The organism is Mycobacterium paraterrae, from assembly GCF_022430545.2.
In the GTDB taxonomy this organism is placed as follows: Bacteria; Actinomycetota; Actinomycetes; order Mycobacteriales; family Mycobacteriaceae; genus Mycobacterium; species Mycobacterium paraterrae.
Window position 1 is genome coordinate 383,592 of the sequence record NZ_CP092488.2, and the last position, 18,321, is coordinate 401,912.

Below are 18,321 nucleotides of genomic sequence, written 5' to 3' on the forward strand. Positions count from 1 at the left end.
GAGATCAACCCAGCCTTTCTGACAGCTGTTTGAGAAGTTCGTCGTCGCTGAAGTCGTCGTAGTCGTCAGCGCTTTCGTCCTCGGCGGCCTCGGCCACCTCCGGAAGAAGGGTGGCCAGGTAATCCGACAACGCCTCCACGGTCGGATAGTCGAACACCACCGACGCGGGCAGCGTCTCGCCCAGGCTGTCCGACAGCGCACGCTGCAGGGTGACGCTCATCAGCGAGTCCATTCCGGACTGGAAGAAGCCCGCGGTCGGGTCGAGCAATTGCGCCGACGCCAGGCCCATGGCGGCGACCACCTGCGCGGTGACGTGGTCGGCGAGGATGCCGCGACGCCGGGTGGGGTCGGCCTCACGCAGTGCCTCCCGGAACTCGGTGCTACGCGCGGCACCGGCGTCCGAGCCGCCGGTCTCGGAGGTCAGCAGCAGGTCGTCGACGATGCGCAGCGCTGCCCTGGTCCGGTACGCGGCGGCCAGCAGCGGCCAGTCGGCGGCCACGACGGTCGGACGAGAACCGGCGCCCGGCCCGGTGAGCAGCGGCAGCGCCTTGATCGCGACGTCGTCGGGCATCGGCTCCAGACCGGAGGCCAGCGTGACCTGACGCTCCTCCTCGGATTGCCCGTCGGACAACGACTTCCACAGGCCCCAGTTGATCGCGGTGGCCGGCAGGCCGGCGGCCCGGCGGGCCAGCGCGAAGGTGTCCAGGAATGTGGTGGTCGCGGTGTAGTGCGCCAGCCAGCGCGAGCCGGTCAGACCGGAGATCGACGAGAAAAGCACGAACTGTTCGACCTTGTGGCCCAACGACAGTCGGTGCAGCAGCGAGACTACGTCGAGCTTCGGCCGGAACATCGCTGTCACGTCGTCTTCGGTCATCTCGAGCAGTGTGATCGGTCCACCGCCGAACGCGGCCACGTAGATGCCGCCCAGCGGAGGCAGGTCCTTGCCGAAGCGGTCGAACACCGCGCTCATCGCGGACTCGTCGGCCGCGTCGGCGGCGGCGGTCACCAGCGTGGTGCCGCCTGGCGCCAAGCGCGCGGCCAGGTCGTCGAGCTTGGCGCCCGGGTTGCGCGACACCGCGACCACGGTGCCCGCACCCGAGTCGGCCAGTTGCTGGATCAGGTGCGGCCCGATGTTACCGGTCGCACCGATGACCAGATAGCTGCTCTCCGAAGACAATTCGGCTGGGGCCGTCGACGGGACGGGCGCCTGCTGCAGGCGCGGCACGCGACGCACACCGGCCCGATAGACCACCTGGTCCTCGTGGTCGTCGGCCTGCGCCTCGTCGACCACGTACCGGGCGGCCAGCGCGTCGGGCACCGACTCGTCGACGTCGATGACGCGACCCCAGAATTCGGGATGCTCCAGCGCGAGCGTGCGACCCAGACCCCACAGCACCGCCTGCGACGGGTAGGCCCGGTCGCCGTCGCTGACCGGCTGGGCGTTGCGGGTGAGCAGGTAAAGCCGCGGGGCGACGCCCATTTCGGCGATAGCGGCGGTCAGCCGTCGGGCGGCATTGAACAGCTCGTAGCCGGCTTCGTAATCGAACTGCCCGCCACCGGGCTGCGGGGCGTACAGGACGTGAGTTACCCCAGCCAGCGCGTCGGTGATCGCCGTTGGATCGGCGCCGTCGGCCAGCAGCGATGTGGGTTCGACCGTCGCGGCGTACTCGTCGCCCAGCACACGGCCAATCTCGTCGCCCAGAGCGGAGTCGCTGATCACCAACCAGGTGGCGTCGGCGTCGGGTGTCTCGATCGACAACTCGCGGGCCGGCCAGGCCAGGTTCAGGTACCACTGCGCCGGGATCGGCCCGTCGACGGGGGCCGACGCCGAGGCCGAATCAGCCACGGTGGCAACGCTTCTGATCGGGTTGATCGGTCGCGTGCTGACCCAGAACTTGCTGTGGTGCCACGGCGTGGTCGGCAACACCGGGTGCGGTTCGACCGGGTGCGGCGTCTGCGGCGGGTGGCTGGTGTGCACGGCGTTCAGGTTGGTGTGGAACCGGACCGTGTCGTCGCCGTCGCGCCACAGCGTGCCGACGCTGTGGTGGTGGCTGGTGGGATCCAGCGTGTCACCGACCGCGTTCATCAGGATGGGGTGCGCGCTGATCTCGATGAAAGTGCCGTGCTCCTCGGCGGCGGCCGCGACGGCCTGGCTGAGCAACGCGGGCTGGCGCACATTGGCCACCCAGTAGTCCGCGTCCAGCATCGGCGACTGGAAGCCCTCCATCGCCGTCGAGTAGAACGGGATGGTCGGGATCTCGGGCGTCAGATCGGCGAGCGCCTCGCGCAACTCGCCGAGAATCGGATCCATGAACGCGGTGTGCGACGCGACCTCCATGTTGACCCGGCGAGCGAACTTGTTCTGCGCACTGACCGCAGCGATCACCGCATCGACGGGCTCCACCGGACCGGCGACCACCGTTTCGCGCGGCGAGATGTAGCCCGCCACACTCACTTCCGGGTAATCGGTCAACATGGCCTCGGTGGCCTCGGGGTCGAGCTTGAGCAGCGCTACCGCTCCCTCACCGGCCAGCTTCGACATCAGCTTCGACCGAATCGAGATCACTCGCAGTCCGTCGACCACGCTCAGCGCACCGGCCACCACCGCGGCGGTGACCTCGCCCATCGAGTGGCCGATCACCGCGTCCGGGTGCACACCATAGGAGCGCCACAGTTCGGTGAGCGCCAACTGCAGGCCCATCAGGACCGGCTGAACCTGGGCGTCGCCGCTGATCGCCTCGCCGTCGGCGATGATCTTCTGCAGCGAAAAGCCCACTTGCTCAACGAAAATCGGGTCGAGCTCGGCAATGGCCTCGGCGAACACCGGCTCGTCGGCCAGCAGCTGGCGGCCCATGCCCGCCCAGTGTGAGCCCTGGCCGGAGAACACGAACACCGTTCCAGGACTGCACGGCCCGTCGTGCGGACCGATGACACCGTCGGCCGTGCGGCCCTCGGCCAGCGCCTCCAGTCGCTCGATCGCCTGCGCGCGGTCGCGGACACAGACGGTGGCGAACTGGGCGTGCCGCTCGCGGTGGTAGCTGAGCGTGTGGGCCACGTCGGCCAGCCGCACCTCGGCACCGGCGCCGCGGAGCCAGGACGCCAGCGAGGCGGCCTGCGACGAGATGCGTTCCGGCGACTTGCCCGACAGGACCAGCGTGCTGACGGCCGGGTCGGCTTCGCGGATCACCGGCATAGCCGGCGGCGCCTGCTCGATCACCGCGTGTGCGTTGGTGCCACCGAACCCGAAGGACGAGATGCCGGCGCGGCGCGGCTGACCGGTCTGCGGCCATTCCGTTTGCTCGGCAACGACTTTCAGGCGCAACTGGTCGAACGGGATGTGCGGGTTCGGGGTATGGAAGTGCAGGTTGGGCGGAATGGTGCCCAGGTACACCGACAGCACGGTCTTGATCAGGCCCGCGATACCGGCGGCGGCCTCGAGGTGGCCGAGGTTGGTCTTGGCCGTGCCGATCAGCAGCGGCGCATCCTCGGCGCGGCCGCGACCGAGCACGGTACCCAGCGCGCGGGCCTCGATCGGGTCGCCGAGCGGCGTGCCGGTGCCATGCGCCTCGACGTAGTCGACCTCCTGCGGCGCCACACCCGCATTCGCGTACGCCGAACGCAGCACCGCCATCTGGGCGGCCGGGTTGGGCGCCAGTAGGCCGTTGGACCGGCCGTCCTGGTTGACCGCCGAGCCGCGCACGACGGCCAGCACCCGGTCGCCGTCGCGGACCGCGTCGCTGAGCCGCTTGAGCACCACCACACCGCAGCCCTCACCGCGGATGAAACCGTCGGCGTCGGCGTCGAACGCGTGGCAGGCGCCGGTGGCCGACAGGGCACCGGTCTGGTCGAAGGCCCGCACCACCGACGGGGCCAACATCAGGTTCACCCCGGCGGCCAGCGCCACGTCGGAGTCACCGACGCGCAGGCTCTGGCAGGCCAGGTGCAGGGCGACGATCGACGACGAGCACGCGGTGTCGACGGTGACCGACGGCCCGCGCAAGTCCAGGAAATACGACAGCCGGTTGGCGATGATGCTCAGCGCGCCACCGGAATTGGTCCACGCGTCGACATTGGTCAGGTCGATGCCCGCGACGTAGCCGTAGTCGGTGTAGCAGGCGCCGGCGAACACACCGGTCTGCGAGCGGCGCAGTGAACTCGGCGGGATGCCGGCGTGTTCCAGCGCCTCCCAGGCCACTTCGAGCAGCATGCGCTGCTGCGGGTCCATCTTGGTGGCCTCGCGAGTGGAGATGTCGAAGAACTCGGCGTCGAAGGCGTCGAGGTTGTCCATGTAGCCGCCGTAGCGGGTGGTGTGCGACAGCGCCGCCGCGACCTCGGGGGTGCCGTCGTCGAAGGGTGCCCAGCGTTCGGCCGGCACCTCTGTGACGGCGTTTCCACCCTCGCAGAGGAACTGCCAGTACTGCTCCGGTCCGGAGATGCCGCCGGGCAGCCGACAGCCCAAACCGATCACCGCGATCGGCTCGTCCAGGTGGCTGCGGTCGGCCTCGACCTCGGCTTCGGCGGCCAGCGACTCGGTGCCGGTCAGGAAGCGGGCCAAATCGGCGATCGTCGGATGCTGCCAGAACTCGACGGGCGAGACCTTGCGACCGAGCAGCTCGGACAGCTCGCCGGAGAGCACCACGGCGTCACGCGAACCCAGGCCGAGATCGCTCATCGGGGCGTCGAAGTCGATGTCGTACGGACTGCAACCGACGTTGGTGACGAGGTAATCAGCCAGCCAGTGCCGTAGCGCTTCCTCGTCGTACGAGGACGTCATCACATGCCCCTTTCACTACCAGCCGGTGTCGACTCCACATGAGCGAACAAATCATCCAGCACGCCGCCGCCCGGGTCATCCCTGGCGTCGTCATCGCTGTCCGATTCCGGCTGCGGGGACACCTTTTTCGCGAGGTGTTCCGCGAGCGCCACGATAGTCGGGTAGTTGAACAGCATGGTCGCGGATAGCTCGATCCCGACGAACAGCTCGGTATCCCGCCGCACCGACATCGCCATCACCGAGTTCAGGCCGTACTCGGCGAACGGTCGGTCCAGGTCGAGGTCGGATTCGGGCAACTGCAGCTCGCGGGCCAGGATCGCCCGCAGCCCCGTCCGCAGTTCGGCGCGTACGTCCTCAGGGGCCATCTCCGACCAGGCCGGAGTGGCCGCGCGCGGCTCGGAGCCGGCGGCGTCGGTGGTCGACGTCGACGCCATCGGGGCCATCACGGCCTGCGCGACGTCGTACCGGGACAGGTGCTCCCACGCGGCGAATGCCTCATCGGCGCTGATGGCGCGCGATCCGAGCCGCTCGAGTTCGGCGAGCGCGATCTGCGCTTCGGCGCCGAAACCCAGCCCGCGCCATGCCACCCAGTCCTGGCTGACGGTGTAGCAGCCCTGCCGGTTGCGCGCCTGGGCCAGGCCGTCGAGGTAGGCGTTGGCCGCGGCATAAGCACCCTGGCCCGGCACACCGAAGACCGCACCGGCCGCGGCGGTTAGGAACATGAAGTCGAGGCTGCCCGGCGGGAACGCCTGGTTCAGCGCCTGCGCGCCGGCGATCTTCGGCCACACCGTGCTGCGCAGCCGGCTCTCCTCGAGCTCGGTGAACAGCTCGGCGTCGGTGATACCAGCGCCGTGGACGACGCCACGGACCGGCACGGCGCCCTCGTCGTCACGCTTGGCCAGCAGCGCGGCCAGCGCCTCGGGCGAGCCGATATCGAGTGCGACGGCTTCGACCGTGACACCGCTGGCCTCCAGCGCGCGCACGGCGGTGATCTTGTCTCGGGTCGCGTCGTCGAGCGTGTCGCTGTCCCAGTCGCGGCGCGGCGGCAGCGCGGTGCGTCCCGCGAGGATCACCCGTCGGGCTCCGCGGTCCGCCAGCCAGCCGGCGGTCAGCAGTCCGAGCGCACCCAGACCACCGGTGATCAAATAGGCCGCGTCGGGCCGGCAGCGCAGCGCCTCGCGGACCGGCTCACCGGAGACCGTCTTGAGCCCGGGCGCGAAGAACTCGCCGTCGCGCAGCGACAGGATCGACTTGGCCGGCGTGCGCAGGACCGGGGCCAGGGTCGGCACCAGGGCGTCGATCGAGGCATCCTCGGGCAGGTCGATCAGACCGCCCCACAGCTGCGGCTGCTCGGCCCGGATGACACCCGCGGTCCCCCATAGCGGGCTCTGCGCCACCGCGGCGTCCGAGCTGCCGTCGCGGACACCGCGCGTGATGATCCACAGCGTGACGGGGTGGCTCTCGTCGCGCCCGGCCAGCTCGCTGACCAGCTCGACGAGTTCCATCGACATCCGCACGGTGCCGTCGACATGGCTTTCCCCGGAACGGGTTTCGGCGACGTAGACGACAAAGCGCGCGTCGGCGATCGCGGCGGAGGTGTACCCGCGCCCGGTCAGGCCGTCGCGCAGGCTGGCGGCAATGTCGTTGTCGCCCAGCACCGCAACACTGCCCGAGCCGGCGCCGGCGCTCTCTTCGAAAGTGGCGGGCTGCCAGTCGATGCCATGCACCATCGAGGCGGGGTCGTCGTTGCGGCCGACGGCAGCGCTGGAGTCCACGGCTGCGTAACGCAGCCCGCGCACCTCGAAGCATGTGCTGCCGTCCGGCCCGGTCGCGGCGATGTCGACGACGAGGTCCTGGTCGCCGCCGCCGCGACGGCGGACCTCGATGCGGGCACGCGGGTCGGTGAGTTCGTCGGCAAACTGGACGCCGCTGACCGTCGCCGGAACCATCAGCCGCGGGTTTTCGCTGTCCAGTAACCGTGCGACGTGAATCGCGGCGTCCAGCAACGCAACTGCCGAGGCCTCGGTCAGCTCGATATCAGCGCTGAGCTCGCCCGCCTTGGCGTGGCACGAGCCGATCGACCAGCCGAACGGGCGGCCTTCGCTGCCCCAGGTCTGCCAGAAAGAGGTGAGCGACTCGTCGTCGAACTCGGTGTCGACGGCGCCGGGCGCGGCGACCGCGTCCGCGGATGCAGCCGGGGAGTCGCTCTGCGCGATCCGAGCGCTGGCGTGCCGGATCCAGCCTGCGCCCCCGGTGCTCGACGACACGGTGACCGATGTCCCGTCGGCGACTACCTGGACGACGCGGGGTTCACCGACGACGATCGGGTAGTCGAAGCGGATGTCGGATAGCGCCGACGAGTCGTACTCGCCGGCGGCCGCCGAAAGCGTCTGCAGCAGAACCGATATCGGGATGATCTCGACGCCGTTGTTGTGGTGCGATCCCGGATAGGGCTTGGTGTTCGGAGCCAGACGTGCCTGCCACAGGTGCGTCGGCGGGGTGGCGGCGACCGGGATGTGCTGACCAAGCAGGGTACCGCGCAGCGGCGCCGTCTCGGCGGTCTTCACGAATTCCTCTGCGCTGATCCAGTGTTCGGTGTGGTGCCACGGCGCGCTGGGGATTACCGGATGCGGCTCGGGCGGGTGCGGCAGTGCCGGCGGGCGCATGACGTGCGTCCGGTTGAGGTTGGTGTGGAAGCTGACCGTGTCGTCGTCCTTGCGCGACAACGTCCCGATGCTGTGGTGATGTTCCGTTTCCAGTGTCTCGGTGATCGCGTGGGTCAACGTCGGGTGCGGGCTGATCTCGACGAACGTGGCGTGCTGCGCGGCGGCGACGGTGACGGCCTGGTGCAGCCGCACCGGCTGACGGACGTTGGACACCCAGTAGTCGGCGTCCAGGGTCGGCGCGCTAGACGGATCGGCGACCGTCGAGATGAACGGGATGGTGGGCGTCTTGGGCTTGAGATCGACCAGCGCGGAACGCAATTCGGGCAGGATCGGGTCCATCAGCGCGGTATGCGAGGCCACTTCCATGTTGACCCGCCGCGCGAAACGCTCCTGGGCAGTGGCGGCGACGATCGCGGCATCGACCTGCGGGACGGCACCCGCGATCACGGTCTGGCGCGGCGACAGGAAGCCGGCCAGGCTCACGTCGGGGTAGTCGGCTAGGAACGCTTCGGCGGCCTCGGCGTCCATCTCCAACAGCCCGACCGCGCCCTGCCCGGCCAGCCGCGACATGAGTCGCGAGCGGATGCCGATGACCCGCAGGCCCTCGTCCGGGGTGAGGGCACCGGCCACCACGGCGGCGGTCACCTCTCCCATCGAGTGTCCGATCACCGCATCGGGTTGCACACCGTAGGAGCGCCACAGCGCGGTCAGCGCCAGCTGCAGACCCATGAGCACCGGCTGCACGCGCGCGTCGCCGGACACCCGCTGCCCCTCGGCCAGCACCTGATACAGCGAGAAACGCATGTGCTCGAGGAACAGCGGCTCCAACTCCTCGACCGCCGCGGCGAAGGCCGGCTCGTCGACCAGCAGCTGGCGGCCCATGCCGGGCCACTGCGACCCTTGGCCGGAATACACGAAAACCGTTCCAGGCCGACACAATCCGTCGTGCGGTTCGACCAGCCCGGCCGCCGACTGGCCGGCAGCCAGCGCCTGCAGGCCGGCGACGGCGTGGGCACGGTCGCGCACGGCCAACGTCGCGAAGCTCTTGTGCTGGGTGCGGTGATGGTTGAGCGTATGGGCGATGTCGGCCAACGGCACCGCGGCACCCGCGCCGATCATCCAGTCGGCCAGCGTGGCGGCGGACGACGCGACGCGCGCCGGTGTCTTGCCTGACACCACCAGCGTGGTGATCGCCGGTTCAGGTTGCGCCCCTTCGTTTTTGGGTGCTTCCAGCGCTGGTGCTTGCTCGACGATGACGTGGGCGTTGGTACCGCTGACACCGAAGGATGACACCCCGGCCCGGCGCACCCGCCCGACCTCGGGCCAGTCCATGCCGTCCGCGGCGATGGTGAACTTCGAGGCGCCCTCGACGGCGTTGGGCGTCAGTTCGGTGAAGTGCAGATGCTGCGGGATGTAGCCGTGCTGCACGGTGAGCACGGTCTTGATGAAGCCGGCGATACCGGCGGCCGACTCGAGGTGACCGACGTTTGTCTTCACCGATCCCAATACCAGCGGCTCCGACCCGTCCCGTTCACCGAACACCTGGTGCAGGGCGCCCAATTCGATGGGGTCGCCGAGTGCGGTGCCGGTGCCGTGGGCCTCGATGTAGTCGATGTCGGAGGGTGTCAGCCGCGCCGCGGCCAGCGCCGCCCGCAGGACCGCCTGCTGGGCGGGACCACTCGGCACGGTCTGGCCGCTGCTCGGGCCGTCCTGGTTGACCGCCGACCCGCGCACCACCGCCAGCACCGAATCGCCGTCGCGCACAGCGTCGCTCAGTCGTTTGAGCACCACGACGCCGCAGCCCTCGCTACGGACGTAGCCGTCGGCGGCGGCGTCGAACGTCTTGCACCGGCCGTCGGGCGCCAGCATCCCCCAGCGCGAGGTGGCGATGCTGTTCTCCGGGCTCAGCATCAGGTTGACCCCGGCGGCCAAGGCCTGGTCGCTCTCCCGCCGGCGCAGGCTCTGGCAAGCCAGGTGGACCGTCACCAGCGACGACGAGCACGCGGTGTCCAGGACTACCGCCGGGCCGTGCACGCCCAGGAAGTAGGACAGGCGTCCGGCGGCGAAGTTCGCCGCGTTCCCGAACGGGACGTGCGGGTCGACCTCTTCCGGAGGCAAGCGCCCGGCCAAGGTCAGGGTGTAGTCGTAGGTGGTCATGCCGACGAACACCGCCGTCTGGCTGCCACGGATCATCGGCGCGGTAATGCCCGCGTTTTCCAATGCCTCCCAAGTGACTTCGAGCAACAGCCGCTGCTGCGGATCCATCGCCGCGGCCTCGCGTGGCGAGATCCCGAAGAACTCGGCGTCGAACTCGGCCGGACGCCAGGAGGTGAGGAAGCCACCCTCCTTGCTGACGATCGTGCCGGGCACCGAGTGGTCTTCGGCGAAGAAGGCATCGGCATCCCAGCGCTCCGCCGGTACACCGACGATCCCGCTGCCGCCTTCGTGAAGCAGCTGCCAGAACTGGCCGGGGGAATCGGCCCCGCCGGGGAGCCGGCATCCGATGCCCACCACCGCGATCGGCTCGGTGTCACCCTTCTCGGCGATTTCCAGCCGCGCTGTCAGATCGTCGATCTTGCGCAGCGCCTCGGTGATGATCGCCCGACGGTCCGACGGTGCAGCAGTCATCGCGCTCCCCTCGGTCTGTCGGAAAGTTGATCTCGTATTACACCGTGCGCGAGAAACGCGGCCTCGCCTGCCGATGTCATCCGGGCGTATCCAGTCGGTTCGCCTCGTCGCGCCCACAACGTTCATCCCAGCCGAAGTGACTGATGCTACCGCCACTCGGCTGTTGCCGAACGCACCCCCCCTGCACAGCGGGAATCGAGAATCCGTTCGAAGGCACTGGCTTTACTCCCGCTGCGGTGCAAAGCCGTCCGGGCCCCACTAAGCGGTGGAATCCAAACGGCTGAAGTCGTTCTGTTGGTAAACCTCAACACACGACGAACGACGGATCTTCCCACTGGTGGTGATCGGGATGGAGCCGGGCGGAACCAGTACCAGGTCGGCCACCCGCAGCCCGTGCGACTTCGAAATGGCCGATGTCACTTGCGCTCTCACATCGCGGAGACGCTCGGCCATCTCCTGCGTGTTGCCCTTGTCCTTCATCTCCGCGATCACGATCAGACGCTCGGTACGACCGTCTTCGATGGAGATCGCCGCGACACGGCCGCCGCTGATCTCCTGGGTGGTCGCCTCGATGTCGTCGGGGTAGTGGTTACGCCCGTCGACGATCAGCAGGTCCTTGATCCGGCCGATGATATAGAGCTCGCCGTCGTGGATGGTGCCCAGGTCACCGGTACGCAGCCACGGGCCCAGCGGCGTGCCGGGCGACGGGTCGACGAGCTGACCACCGAAGGCTTTCTGGGTCTGCTGCGGCTTGCGCCAGTAACCGGTGGCGATGTTGTCGCCGTGCAACCAGATTTCCCCGACCATGCCGGCAGGATTCTCGGTGCGGGTCTCCGGATCGACGATGCGAATGGTCGATGCGCGCGGGACGCCGACGCTGACCAGTTCAACTCCGTTCTCGTTGTGGCAGGCCTCGGCGTGGCCGGCGGACAGCTTCTCGTAGTCGAAGGTCGCCACGGTCGGCGGCCGGCCCGGGCCGGACGAGTTCACGTAGACCATCGCCTCGGCAAGGCCGTACGACGGCTTGAGCGAGCTGGCCGGGAAGCCGAACTGCGAGAACCGGTCGATGAAGCGCCGGATGGTGGCCGCGTGCACGCGCTCGCTGCCGGACAGGATGGTGTGCACGCCGGACAGGTCGAGCCCGGCCATGTCCTCGTCGGTGGTCCGCCGTGCGGCCAGCTCGAAGGCGAAGTTGGGCACCGCGGTGAAGACGCGGGTGTTGGTCGCCATCTCATGAATCCACCGGGCGGGACGCTGCAGGAAAGCCATCGGGCTCATCAGCACCGAGTGCAGGCCCATGGTCAGCGCGCCGGTGATGCCGAGCAGCAGTCCCATGTCGTGGTAGACGGGCAGCCAGGACACCAACGTGGTGTCCGAGGGCGGAACCGCACCTTCGGCCTCGAAGTAGTCGTCACGCACCTGCTGGACGTTGGCCATGATGTTCTTGTGCGTGACCACGACGCCCTTCGGCTGACGGGTCGAGCCCGAGGTGTACTGCAGCACCGCGTTCTTGGTCCGCGGCGCGGGCGGGGCGTTGAAGTCGGGCACCGCGTCGAGATCGAGGCTGTCGATCTCGATCAGCGCCGGGGCCTTGCCGGGCAGCGAACGCGCGCAGCCGTTGACGTCGTCGACGACCGCTGAGGTGGTCAGCATGACGGTGGGGGCGCAGTCCTGCAGTGCCGCCGACGCCCGCTCGTCGTGAGCGCCGAACTGCGGGACGGGCAGCGGAACCGCGACGAGGCCGGCCTCCAGCGCGGCGTAGAAGCCGACGACGTAGTCCAGGCCCTGCGGAGCGAGGATGGCGGCGCGGTCACCCGGAGCGCCGAACGAGGAAATCTCGGCGGCCAGTGTCTGCACGCGGCCATAGAGCTCGGACCACGTGAGCGTCTGGCGGAAGCCGTTCGGGTCGACGTCGTAGTCGATGTACGTGTAGGCCGGTGCATCCGGTTGCTGCCGTGCCCATTCCCGCAGCACTGCTGCAATAGAAGCTTCGGTTACTGCCATCGGGACACCACCCCTTAAATATCTAGAGCCCCGGACAACAACTAGACGGGCGCTTGTGATGCGAGAGATTAACAGGGGCCACGCACTTCTTGGACCAAAAATCCAAGAACGTAATACGTGCGCCAAACAGCAGGCCCGTTCTCGTCAGCGTCATTGCTGAGCTATAGGTTTGCTATGCACTTCGTGACAGAGGGTGTCCACTCCCCGGTCGCGACGTCTTCACCTTACCCGACGGTCAGATCAATCGCATAACCTTGAAAAGTCAACGGCTTTGCGGAACCTTTACCGAGGTCGCACGCGTGACGGAATCCACAGCGGTGCTCCCCGCTGCCGAATCGGCGGTCAGCAGAGCATCGATGCTGGCGTGTGGTACGTGCGTGTCACGAAACCTCCGCCGAAGAGGCGATTTGCTGGCTGTTGCTGCGCCCGGGCAGCGGTGTGGCGATTTTCACTTCCCCCGCGGTCCTCAGTTGCACGCTCCCGGCGCGTCGGGCCGCCGTCGGCCGCGCCCACGCGGCGGGTGCGATCCGTCCAGGCTGCCGGTATTTCTCTCCGATAAATTGGCAATAATGTTTTCGAACGATTAAAGAACGACGTCGTTTCTCGTTTGTGATAGGGCAGAGATTGACAGCGACGTCGATTAACGAATCGTTCAACCTCTCGTCGAGGACAAGATCTTCGGTTCGATCTCGCTTACCAACTCGGCAATATGCTCGGTCAGATAAAAATGGTGACCGGGAAATACTTTCATAGAGAATTCAGAAGTGGTGCGGTCCACCCACGGTCGAACCTTCTCGGGAGTGGCCACTTCGTCGTCGTCGCCGAGGAAGGCTGAGATCGGGCACGACAACTTCTCCTCGGGCGGACAGTCGTATTTCGAGATCGCTTTGAGCCCACGCAGCGTCGGCAGGATGCTCGCCGCGAATTCCTCGTTCTCCAAAAACTCGGGATTGACACCCGTCATCTCGCTCACCGCCTCTAGGAGTCCGCGGTCCGACTCGGGGACGTGTTCGTAGCCGACGTGACCCGGCGCGGCGACCGCCGAGACGAACAGCGCCGAAATCGGACTGCCCTCGTGCTCGAACCTGCGCGCGACCTCGAAGGCCAGCAGACCACCCATGCTGTGGCCGAAGAACGCGATCTTCTCCTCGGGGTCGACCGGCGGCTTGATCATCTGGCAAACCTTGTCGGCCAGATCGCCGATAGTGGTGAACGACCCAAGGTCGTGATTACCGCCGCGGCCGGGATACCGAACGGCCACCCGTTTGATATCGCTGGCAAAGGCTTTGGCAAAGGGGACGTAAAACTCTGCCGATCCCCCGGCGTGCGGAAAGATGAAAAGTTTCGGTGGCTGCCCGGTCACGCGGCAACGATACAGTCCCATCGTCGGCGCCCTCAGAGGTGACGGGTTGCGATGCGACCCGGACAACTCTCGTTAACGGCGCCGAGTTGAGCAATACAAAACCTGTGAAAAGGCCAAGAGAACTGGGCCGATTTAGGTGACACCGGTTCGTTGATTCAGCTATCGCCAAAGGCGAAAAGGCCTTAGGATTTCCCTGCCACCAGGTGTGGCGATCGGTCTAGGGGAGGTCTATCCAAACGCCCGGCCTCACGTACTGTTCGTTCTAGTACCGGCCCGGGGTCGTGGGAAAGGGTTTACAAGATGTTCGTTACTACACAACCAGACGTGTTGCAGGGGGCTGCGGGCACGTTGGCCGGCATTGGGGATGCCATGGTCGCCCGCAATTCGGCAGCCGCCGCGCCGACGACAGCCTTGGCCCCGGCGGCCTCGGATCTGGTCTCGGCGATGACGGCCGCTCAGTTCGGTCAGCACGGCGCGCTGTACCAGCAGATCGCCGCTCAGGCCGCCGAGGTGCACGAGCAGTTGGTGGCCGCGCTGCGTTCCGGTGCCGGCGCCTACGCGTTGACTGAGGCGACCAACGTCGCATCCGCCCACTAGTCGGACCGCGGGTTCCGATGAGCTTTTCGCTGATACCGCCTGAGATCAACTCCGCGCTGATGTATCAGGGTGCGGGGTCTGGACCGTTGTTGGAGGCCGCGACGGCGTGGGACGAGTTGGCCGCCGACCTGGAGGCCACCGCCACGCAGTACCAGACCGCCGTCACCAACCTCACCACCGGGGCATGGCTCGGCCCGTCGTCGGCGCACATGGCGTCGGCCGCCGAGCCGTACATCGCCTGGCTGCAGAGCACGGCGACCGAAGCCGCCCAGACGGGGGCACAGGCGAAGGCCGCCGCCGCCGCCTATCAGAGCGCGTACGCGGCGATGGTTCCGCCGCCGGTGATCGCGGCCAACCGGGCCGAGCTGGCCACCTTGGTGTCGAACAACTTCCTCGGCCAGAACACCGGGGCGATCGCCCAGAACGAGGCCGAGTACCTGGACATGTGGATCCAGGACGCGTTGGGCATGGACACCTACCAGGTGAACTCGACCGGAGCGGCGTCAGGTCTGCCCGCCCAGACGCCGGCGCCAATGGTGACGAGCGGGGCCGAGCCAGCAGCTGCGGCCGCCGCGGCCGCGCCGGCCGCATCGAACGGCCTCGAAGCGGTGTTGGTGGGGGGCATCGAGGGCTTTTTCAACTTATTTAGTGGCGGAGCCAGTGGGTTTCCAACGCTGACCTCACTCGCTGACCTGGGGACTTACCTTCCGGCGGTAGGTACGGCGATTTCGGTCAACCCTAGCGCCGCTCTGCTTCCCGTCCAGGCGGCCTACTACATGGGCATGCTCGGCAGCACGCCCGCTCGTATGTTCATGAGCTCGGGAAGCGGCGGTGGCGCGACCGGCACGCTCGACACGCTGGTCAGCATGAAGGACTCGCTGCTCGACAACGTCGGCAAGATGATCGACGGCAAAGCCTCGACCGTGATGAGCGGAGTGAGCGGCCAGCTGAGCAAATGGGGTGCGGGTATCCAGGCCGGTATCCAGGCCCAGATGGCCAACGCGATGCACGCGGGCGGGTTGTCCGTCCCCGGAGCCTGGCACACCGGCGCTCCCGGTGCGGATATGACCCGCGCCGCCCCGCTGCTGCCGTCCACCAGCGTCGCCCCGCCGAGCATGATGCACGGCCTGCCCAGTAGCCCCTTCTCGCAGGGTCTGATGGGTGCGCTCGCGGGACGCGGTATGAGTTCCATGGGCTCGCGTGTCGCTGCCAAGGTGATGCCACGTTCGCCCGCCGGCGGATAAATCCGTTATCCGACAACGCAATAACCTCTCTACACGCCCACATAAGGAGAAGAGATATGCCTACTCGTTTTATGACTGACCCGCACGAAATGCGGGCGATGGCGGGACGTTTCGATGTCCACGCCCAGACCGTGGAGGACGAAGCCCGCAAGATGTGGGCCTCGAGCCAGAACATCGCCGGGGCCGGCTGGTCCGGTACCGCTCAGGCCACCAGCTACGACACCATGGGTCAGATGAACACGGCGTTTCGCAACATCGTGAACATGCTGCACGGTGTGCGCGACGGGTTGATCCGCGACGCGAACAACTACGAAGCCCAAGAGCAGTCCAGCCAGCAGATCCTGTCCAGCTAGCCGGTCACCGAAACTACTTAGGAGAACGCTCATGTCGATCAGCTACCAGTTCGGTGACGTCGATGCCCACGGCGCCCTAATCCGCGCCCAGGCCGCTTCCCTGGAGGCCGAGCACCAAGCCATCGTTCGCGATGTGCTGGCTGCCGGTGACTTCTGGGGTGGCTCGGGTTCGGTGGCCTGCCAGGAGTTCATCACCCAGTTGGGCCGCAACTTCCAGGTCATCTACGAACAAGCCAACTCCCACGGCCAGAAGGTCCAGACGGCAGGCAACAACATGTCGTCCACCGACTCCGCCGTCGGATCCAGCTGGGCCTGACACCTAACAGTCGATCAAAGGCGCCGGCAGCGCCCGCACCCTGCGGGCCTGCCGGCGCTTTCGTTATCTCTTAGCCGGTTTTCGGCCGCTTTGCTGACGGCCCCGTCGCCACACCTGTCGACCGGTCTGGGCGTCGCGGATAGTTCACGCCCCCGTGGGCGCGGGCCTCAAATCGCGCCACCAGCAATAGATGTAGCCGAGCATTGAGGCGACCAGCAGCACGATGACCCAGAGCACGAGCACCAAGTCGATGTTGCTGCCAAAAGGAGGAGCGCCGGGAAACGAGTTGCGCAGCGGGACAACTGAGAACAACATGGCCGCGTACCAAGTCGTCATGGGCGGCTGGAACTTACGACGGCCGCGAATTGTCAATATCGACACCGTCGCGGCGACGCACGCGATGGCCACCAGGACCGCGAGGACGACGATGTCGTAAGCCGTGGCACCAGCCGAGCGGTGCAACTTGATGCGGTAAGTGGGCAACAGGTCACCCCGCTTACTCCGCACGGATTCGACCTTCCAGCCCGGCATTTGGTCGAAGAACGTCACCGCCGCACGGAAGGGCTGGTGATCAGGCCCGGTGTAGACCTCGACACTCACCGGGCCAGAACGGTAACGGTCGAATGGCCAAAGCTCGACATTGCCCGCCAGCGTCAGCGGTACCGGAACGACACCGGGGAAGGTGCCTTTTGACCAGGTGATGGTGGTCGGCTTGGCGACGGATGTGACCGCGACCGTCAGATCCTCTTTGAGGCTCCGGGTTACTGGATCCAGCAGCTGCGCACCAGGCAACACTGTCAAATTGGTCTGCAGCACACTGTAGTTCGACTCGACGTCCTCGACTTCGAGGGTGACTTCCGTCGACGCAGCATCCGGCAGCCGTTCCACGACGCGCAGGGGCTGCGCCTCCTCGCCGTGCCATGCAGCCCGGATGAAGACGCCATAGAGTGCGATGCCGATGACGGTTGCGACGATTACCGAGAAGATCGTCTGCGTCTTGCCCCACGCTCGTTTGATTTCCACTCAACCTCCCAGAAGCATTGTCCGGCAACAAGATTCGAATAGCCTTAACTGAAACCTGGCCACCGCGATCAATCTGTCGCCGCGGCCGCCGGCGGAATGAGCACAACAGTGGCGCCAGGCATCGCGGCCAGCGCAGCCGCCAGTTGCGCCACAGTGTCCTCTACCGGGACCGCATCACTATTTGTCACGGTGACCGGCGCGAATTGCGGCGTGACGGTGGGCGTCGCCGTCTTCGTGTTGGCAGCCGCAACCGCACCCGGGCGGCTCGCGCCGGCGGCCACGCCCTGCACACCGTGGCCGGCGAAACTTCCCATGCCAGTGCCGATTCCGCTGGCCAACGCCATCCCGGTATAGGGATTGCCGAATTCGTCGTCTTGTGCGGCCGGAGCAGCGGCGGTAGCCGTCTTCAACGGCAACGCCTGCACCACCGGACGAATCTCGGCGGGCAGCGTCCACCCCTGCGGTAGAGACAGGCCGCTCAACACTGGGCCTCGGCCCACACCGGCCGTGACGGCTCGGTATCCGTTACCGCCGGCGCCGCCGAAGCCCCGCAACGCAGCTGCGCCGAGACCGCCTGCGGCAGCAGGCTTTTGAGCTTCCTTGGCGGCCTTTTCGGCATCCTTGACGTCGCTGAGGTAGTCCCGATAGTAATTCCGCTGCAGATTGGTGGCAGCGATGCTGATACCGACGATGCCGACTGCCAACCCAGCAAGCTGGGTCACGTTCAAGGCAGCGAGTTCCTCCTCTTCCTCGTCATCGTCACAGCCACAATTATTGGCAGGAGGGTCTGCTGCCGGAGACGCGAACGACGTCAGGTTCGTGGCCGCCGCTGAGGAAGCGGCGTAATTCGACATCGCCGTAACGTCCTGTGCCCACATCTCGGCGTATTGCGCCTCGGTAGCTGCAATCGCCGCGGTGTTCTGTCCGAGTAGGTTGGTGGCGATCAAGGTCATCAATTGGGCACGGTTGGCGGCGATCACCGGCGGTGGCACCGTCATAGCGAATGCCGTCTCGAACGCGCCCGCGGCGGCCTGGGCGAGCAGCGCGGTCTGCTCTGCGAGCCCCGCCGTCGTTGTCAACCATTGGATCTGCGGCGCGGCCGCAGCGGCCATCGCCATTGACGACGGACCCAGCCAGGCCTGCGTCGTCAGACCAGTGACGATGGCTTCGAATGCGCGTGCCGCCCACTGCAACTCAGACGCCACGCCTTGCCATGCGGTTGCGGAGGCGATCAGCGGTCCGGACCCCGGGCCGCTGTAGATCCGCAGCGAGTTCACCTCAGGCGGTAGCGCGAAAAAATCCATCACCATAGGCTCCGCGAAAATAGAGACGACGCTTCGACATGCGCGGTTG

Annotated in this window: 10 protein-coding genes; 4 read left to right on the forward strand and 6 right to left on the reverse strand. The window is 67.1% G+C overall.

What is annotated here, in order from left to right; translation table 11 throughout:
- Positions 1–4: 4 nt before the first annotated feature.
- From MKK62_RS01675 to MKK62_RS01690, 4 genes are all read right to left on the reverse strand, one after another.
- Positions 5–4,774 (reverse strand): type I polyketide synthase, encoded by a 4,770-nt coding sequence (locus MKK62_RS01675; RefSeq protein ID WP_240262699.1) that lies wholly within the window; start codon positions 4,772–4,774, stop codon positions 5–7.
- Positions 4,774–10,068 carry a type I polyketide synthase gene (locus tag MKK62_RS01680; RefSeq protein ID WP_240262698.1) on the reverse strand — a complete coding sequence of 1,765 codons (5,295 nt, stop codon included), beginning with the start codon at positions 10,066–10,068 and terminating at the stop codon, positions 4,774–4,776. The genes MKK62_RS01675 and MKK62_RS01680 overlap by 1 nt, the downstream gene beginning before the upstream one ends.
- Before the next feature lie 258 nt (positions 10,069–10,326).
- Positions 10,327–12,072 carry an AMP-binding protein gene (locus MKK62_RS01685; RefSeq protein WP_240262697.1) on the reverse strand — a complete coding sequence of 582 codons (1,746 nt, stop codon included), beginning with the start codon at positions 12,070–12,072 and terminating at the stop codon, positions 10,327–10,329.
- Between the two features lie 652 nt (positions 12,073–12,724).
- Positions 12,725–13,435 (reverse strand): thioesterase II family protein, encoded by a 711-nt coding sequence (locus MKK62_RS01690; protein WP_240262696.1) that lies wholly within the window; start codon positions 13,433–13,435, stop codon positions 12,725–12,727.
- 300 nt (positions 13,436–13,735) lie between these two features.
- Here MKK62_RS01690 and MKK62_RS01695 point away from each other — a divergent pair, with 300 nt between their 5' ends.
- The 4 genes from MKK62_RS01695 to MKK62_RS01710 are packed head-to-tail and all read left to right on the forward strand — an operon-like array spanning position 13,736 to position 15,945.
- A complete protein-coding gene (locus MKK62_RS01695) occupies positions 13,736–14,032 on the forward strand; it encodes a PE family protein (protein WP_240262695.1) in 297 nt (98 codons plus the stop codon).
- A 17-nt stretch (positions 14,033–14,049) separates the two neighbouring features.
- On the forward strand, positions 14,050–15,276 hold the full coding sequence (locus MKK62_RS01700) for a PPE family protein (RefSeq protein ID WP_240262694.1): 1,227 nt from the start codon (positions 14,050–14,052) through the stop codon (positions 15,274–15,276).
- Positions 15,277–15,332: 56 nt separating this feature from the next.
- Positions 15,333–15,629 (forward strand): WXG100 family type VII secretion target, encoded by a 297-nt coding sequence (locus MKK62_RS01705; protein WP_067336047.1) that lies wholly within the window; start codon positions 15,333–15,335, stop codon positions 15,627–15,629.
- A gap of 31 nt (positions 15,630–15,660) precedes the next feature.
- Complete coding sequence (locus tag MKK62_RS01710) at positions 15,661–15,945, forward strand: WXG100 family type VII secretion target (RefSeq protein WP_163776065.1); 285 nt, start codon at positions 15,661–15,663, stop codon at positions 15,943–15,945.
- 144 nt (positions 15,946–16,089) lie between these two features.
- Here the strand turns inward: MKK62_RS01710 and MKK62_RS01715 are convergent, their stop codons facing one another.
- The gene (locus MKK62_RS01715) at positions 16,090–16,968 is read right to left on the reverse strand and encodes a DUF4436 domain-containing protein (RefSeq protein ID WP_240262693.1); all 879 of its coding nucleotides are present in this window, start codon (positions 16,966–16,968) and stop codon (positions 16,090–16,092) included.
- Positions 16,969–17,036: 68 nt separating this feature from the next.
- Positions 17,037–18,272 (reverse strand): PPE family protein, encoded by a 1,236-nt coding sequence (locus MKK62_RS26405; RefSeq protein WP_286670882.1) that lies wholly within the window; start codon positions 18,270–18,272, stop codon positions 17,037–17,039.
- Positions 18,273–18,321: the final 49 nt, after the last annotated feature.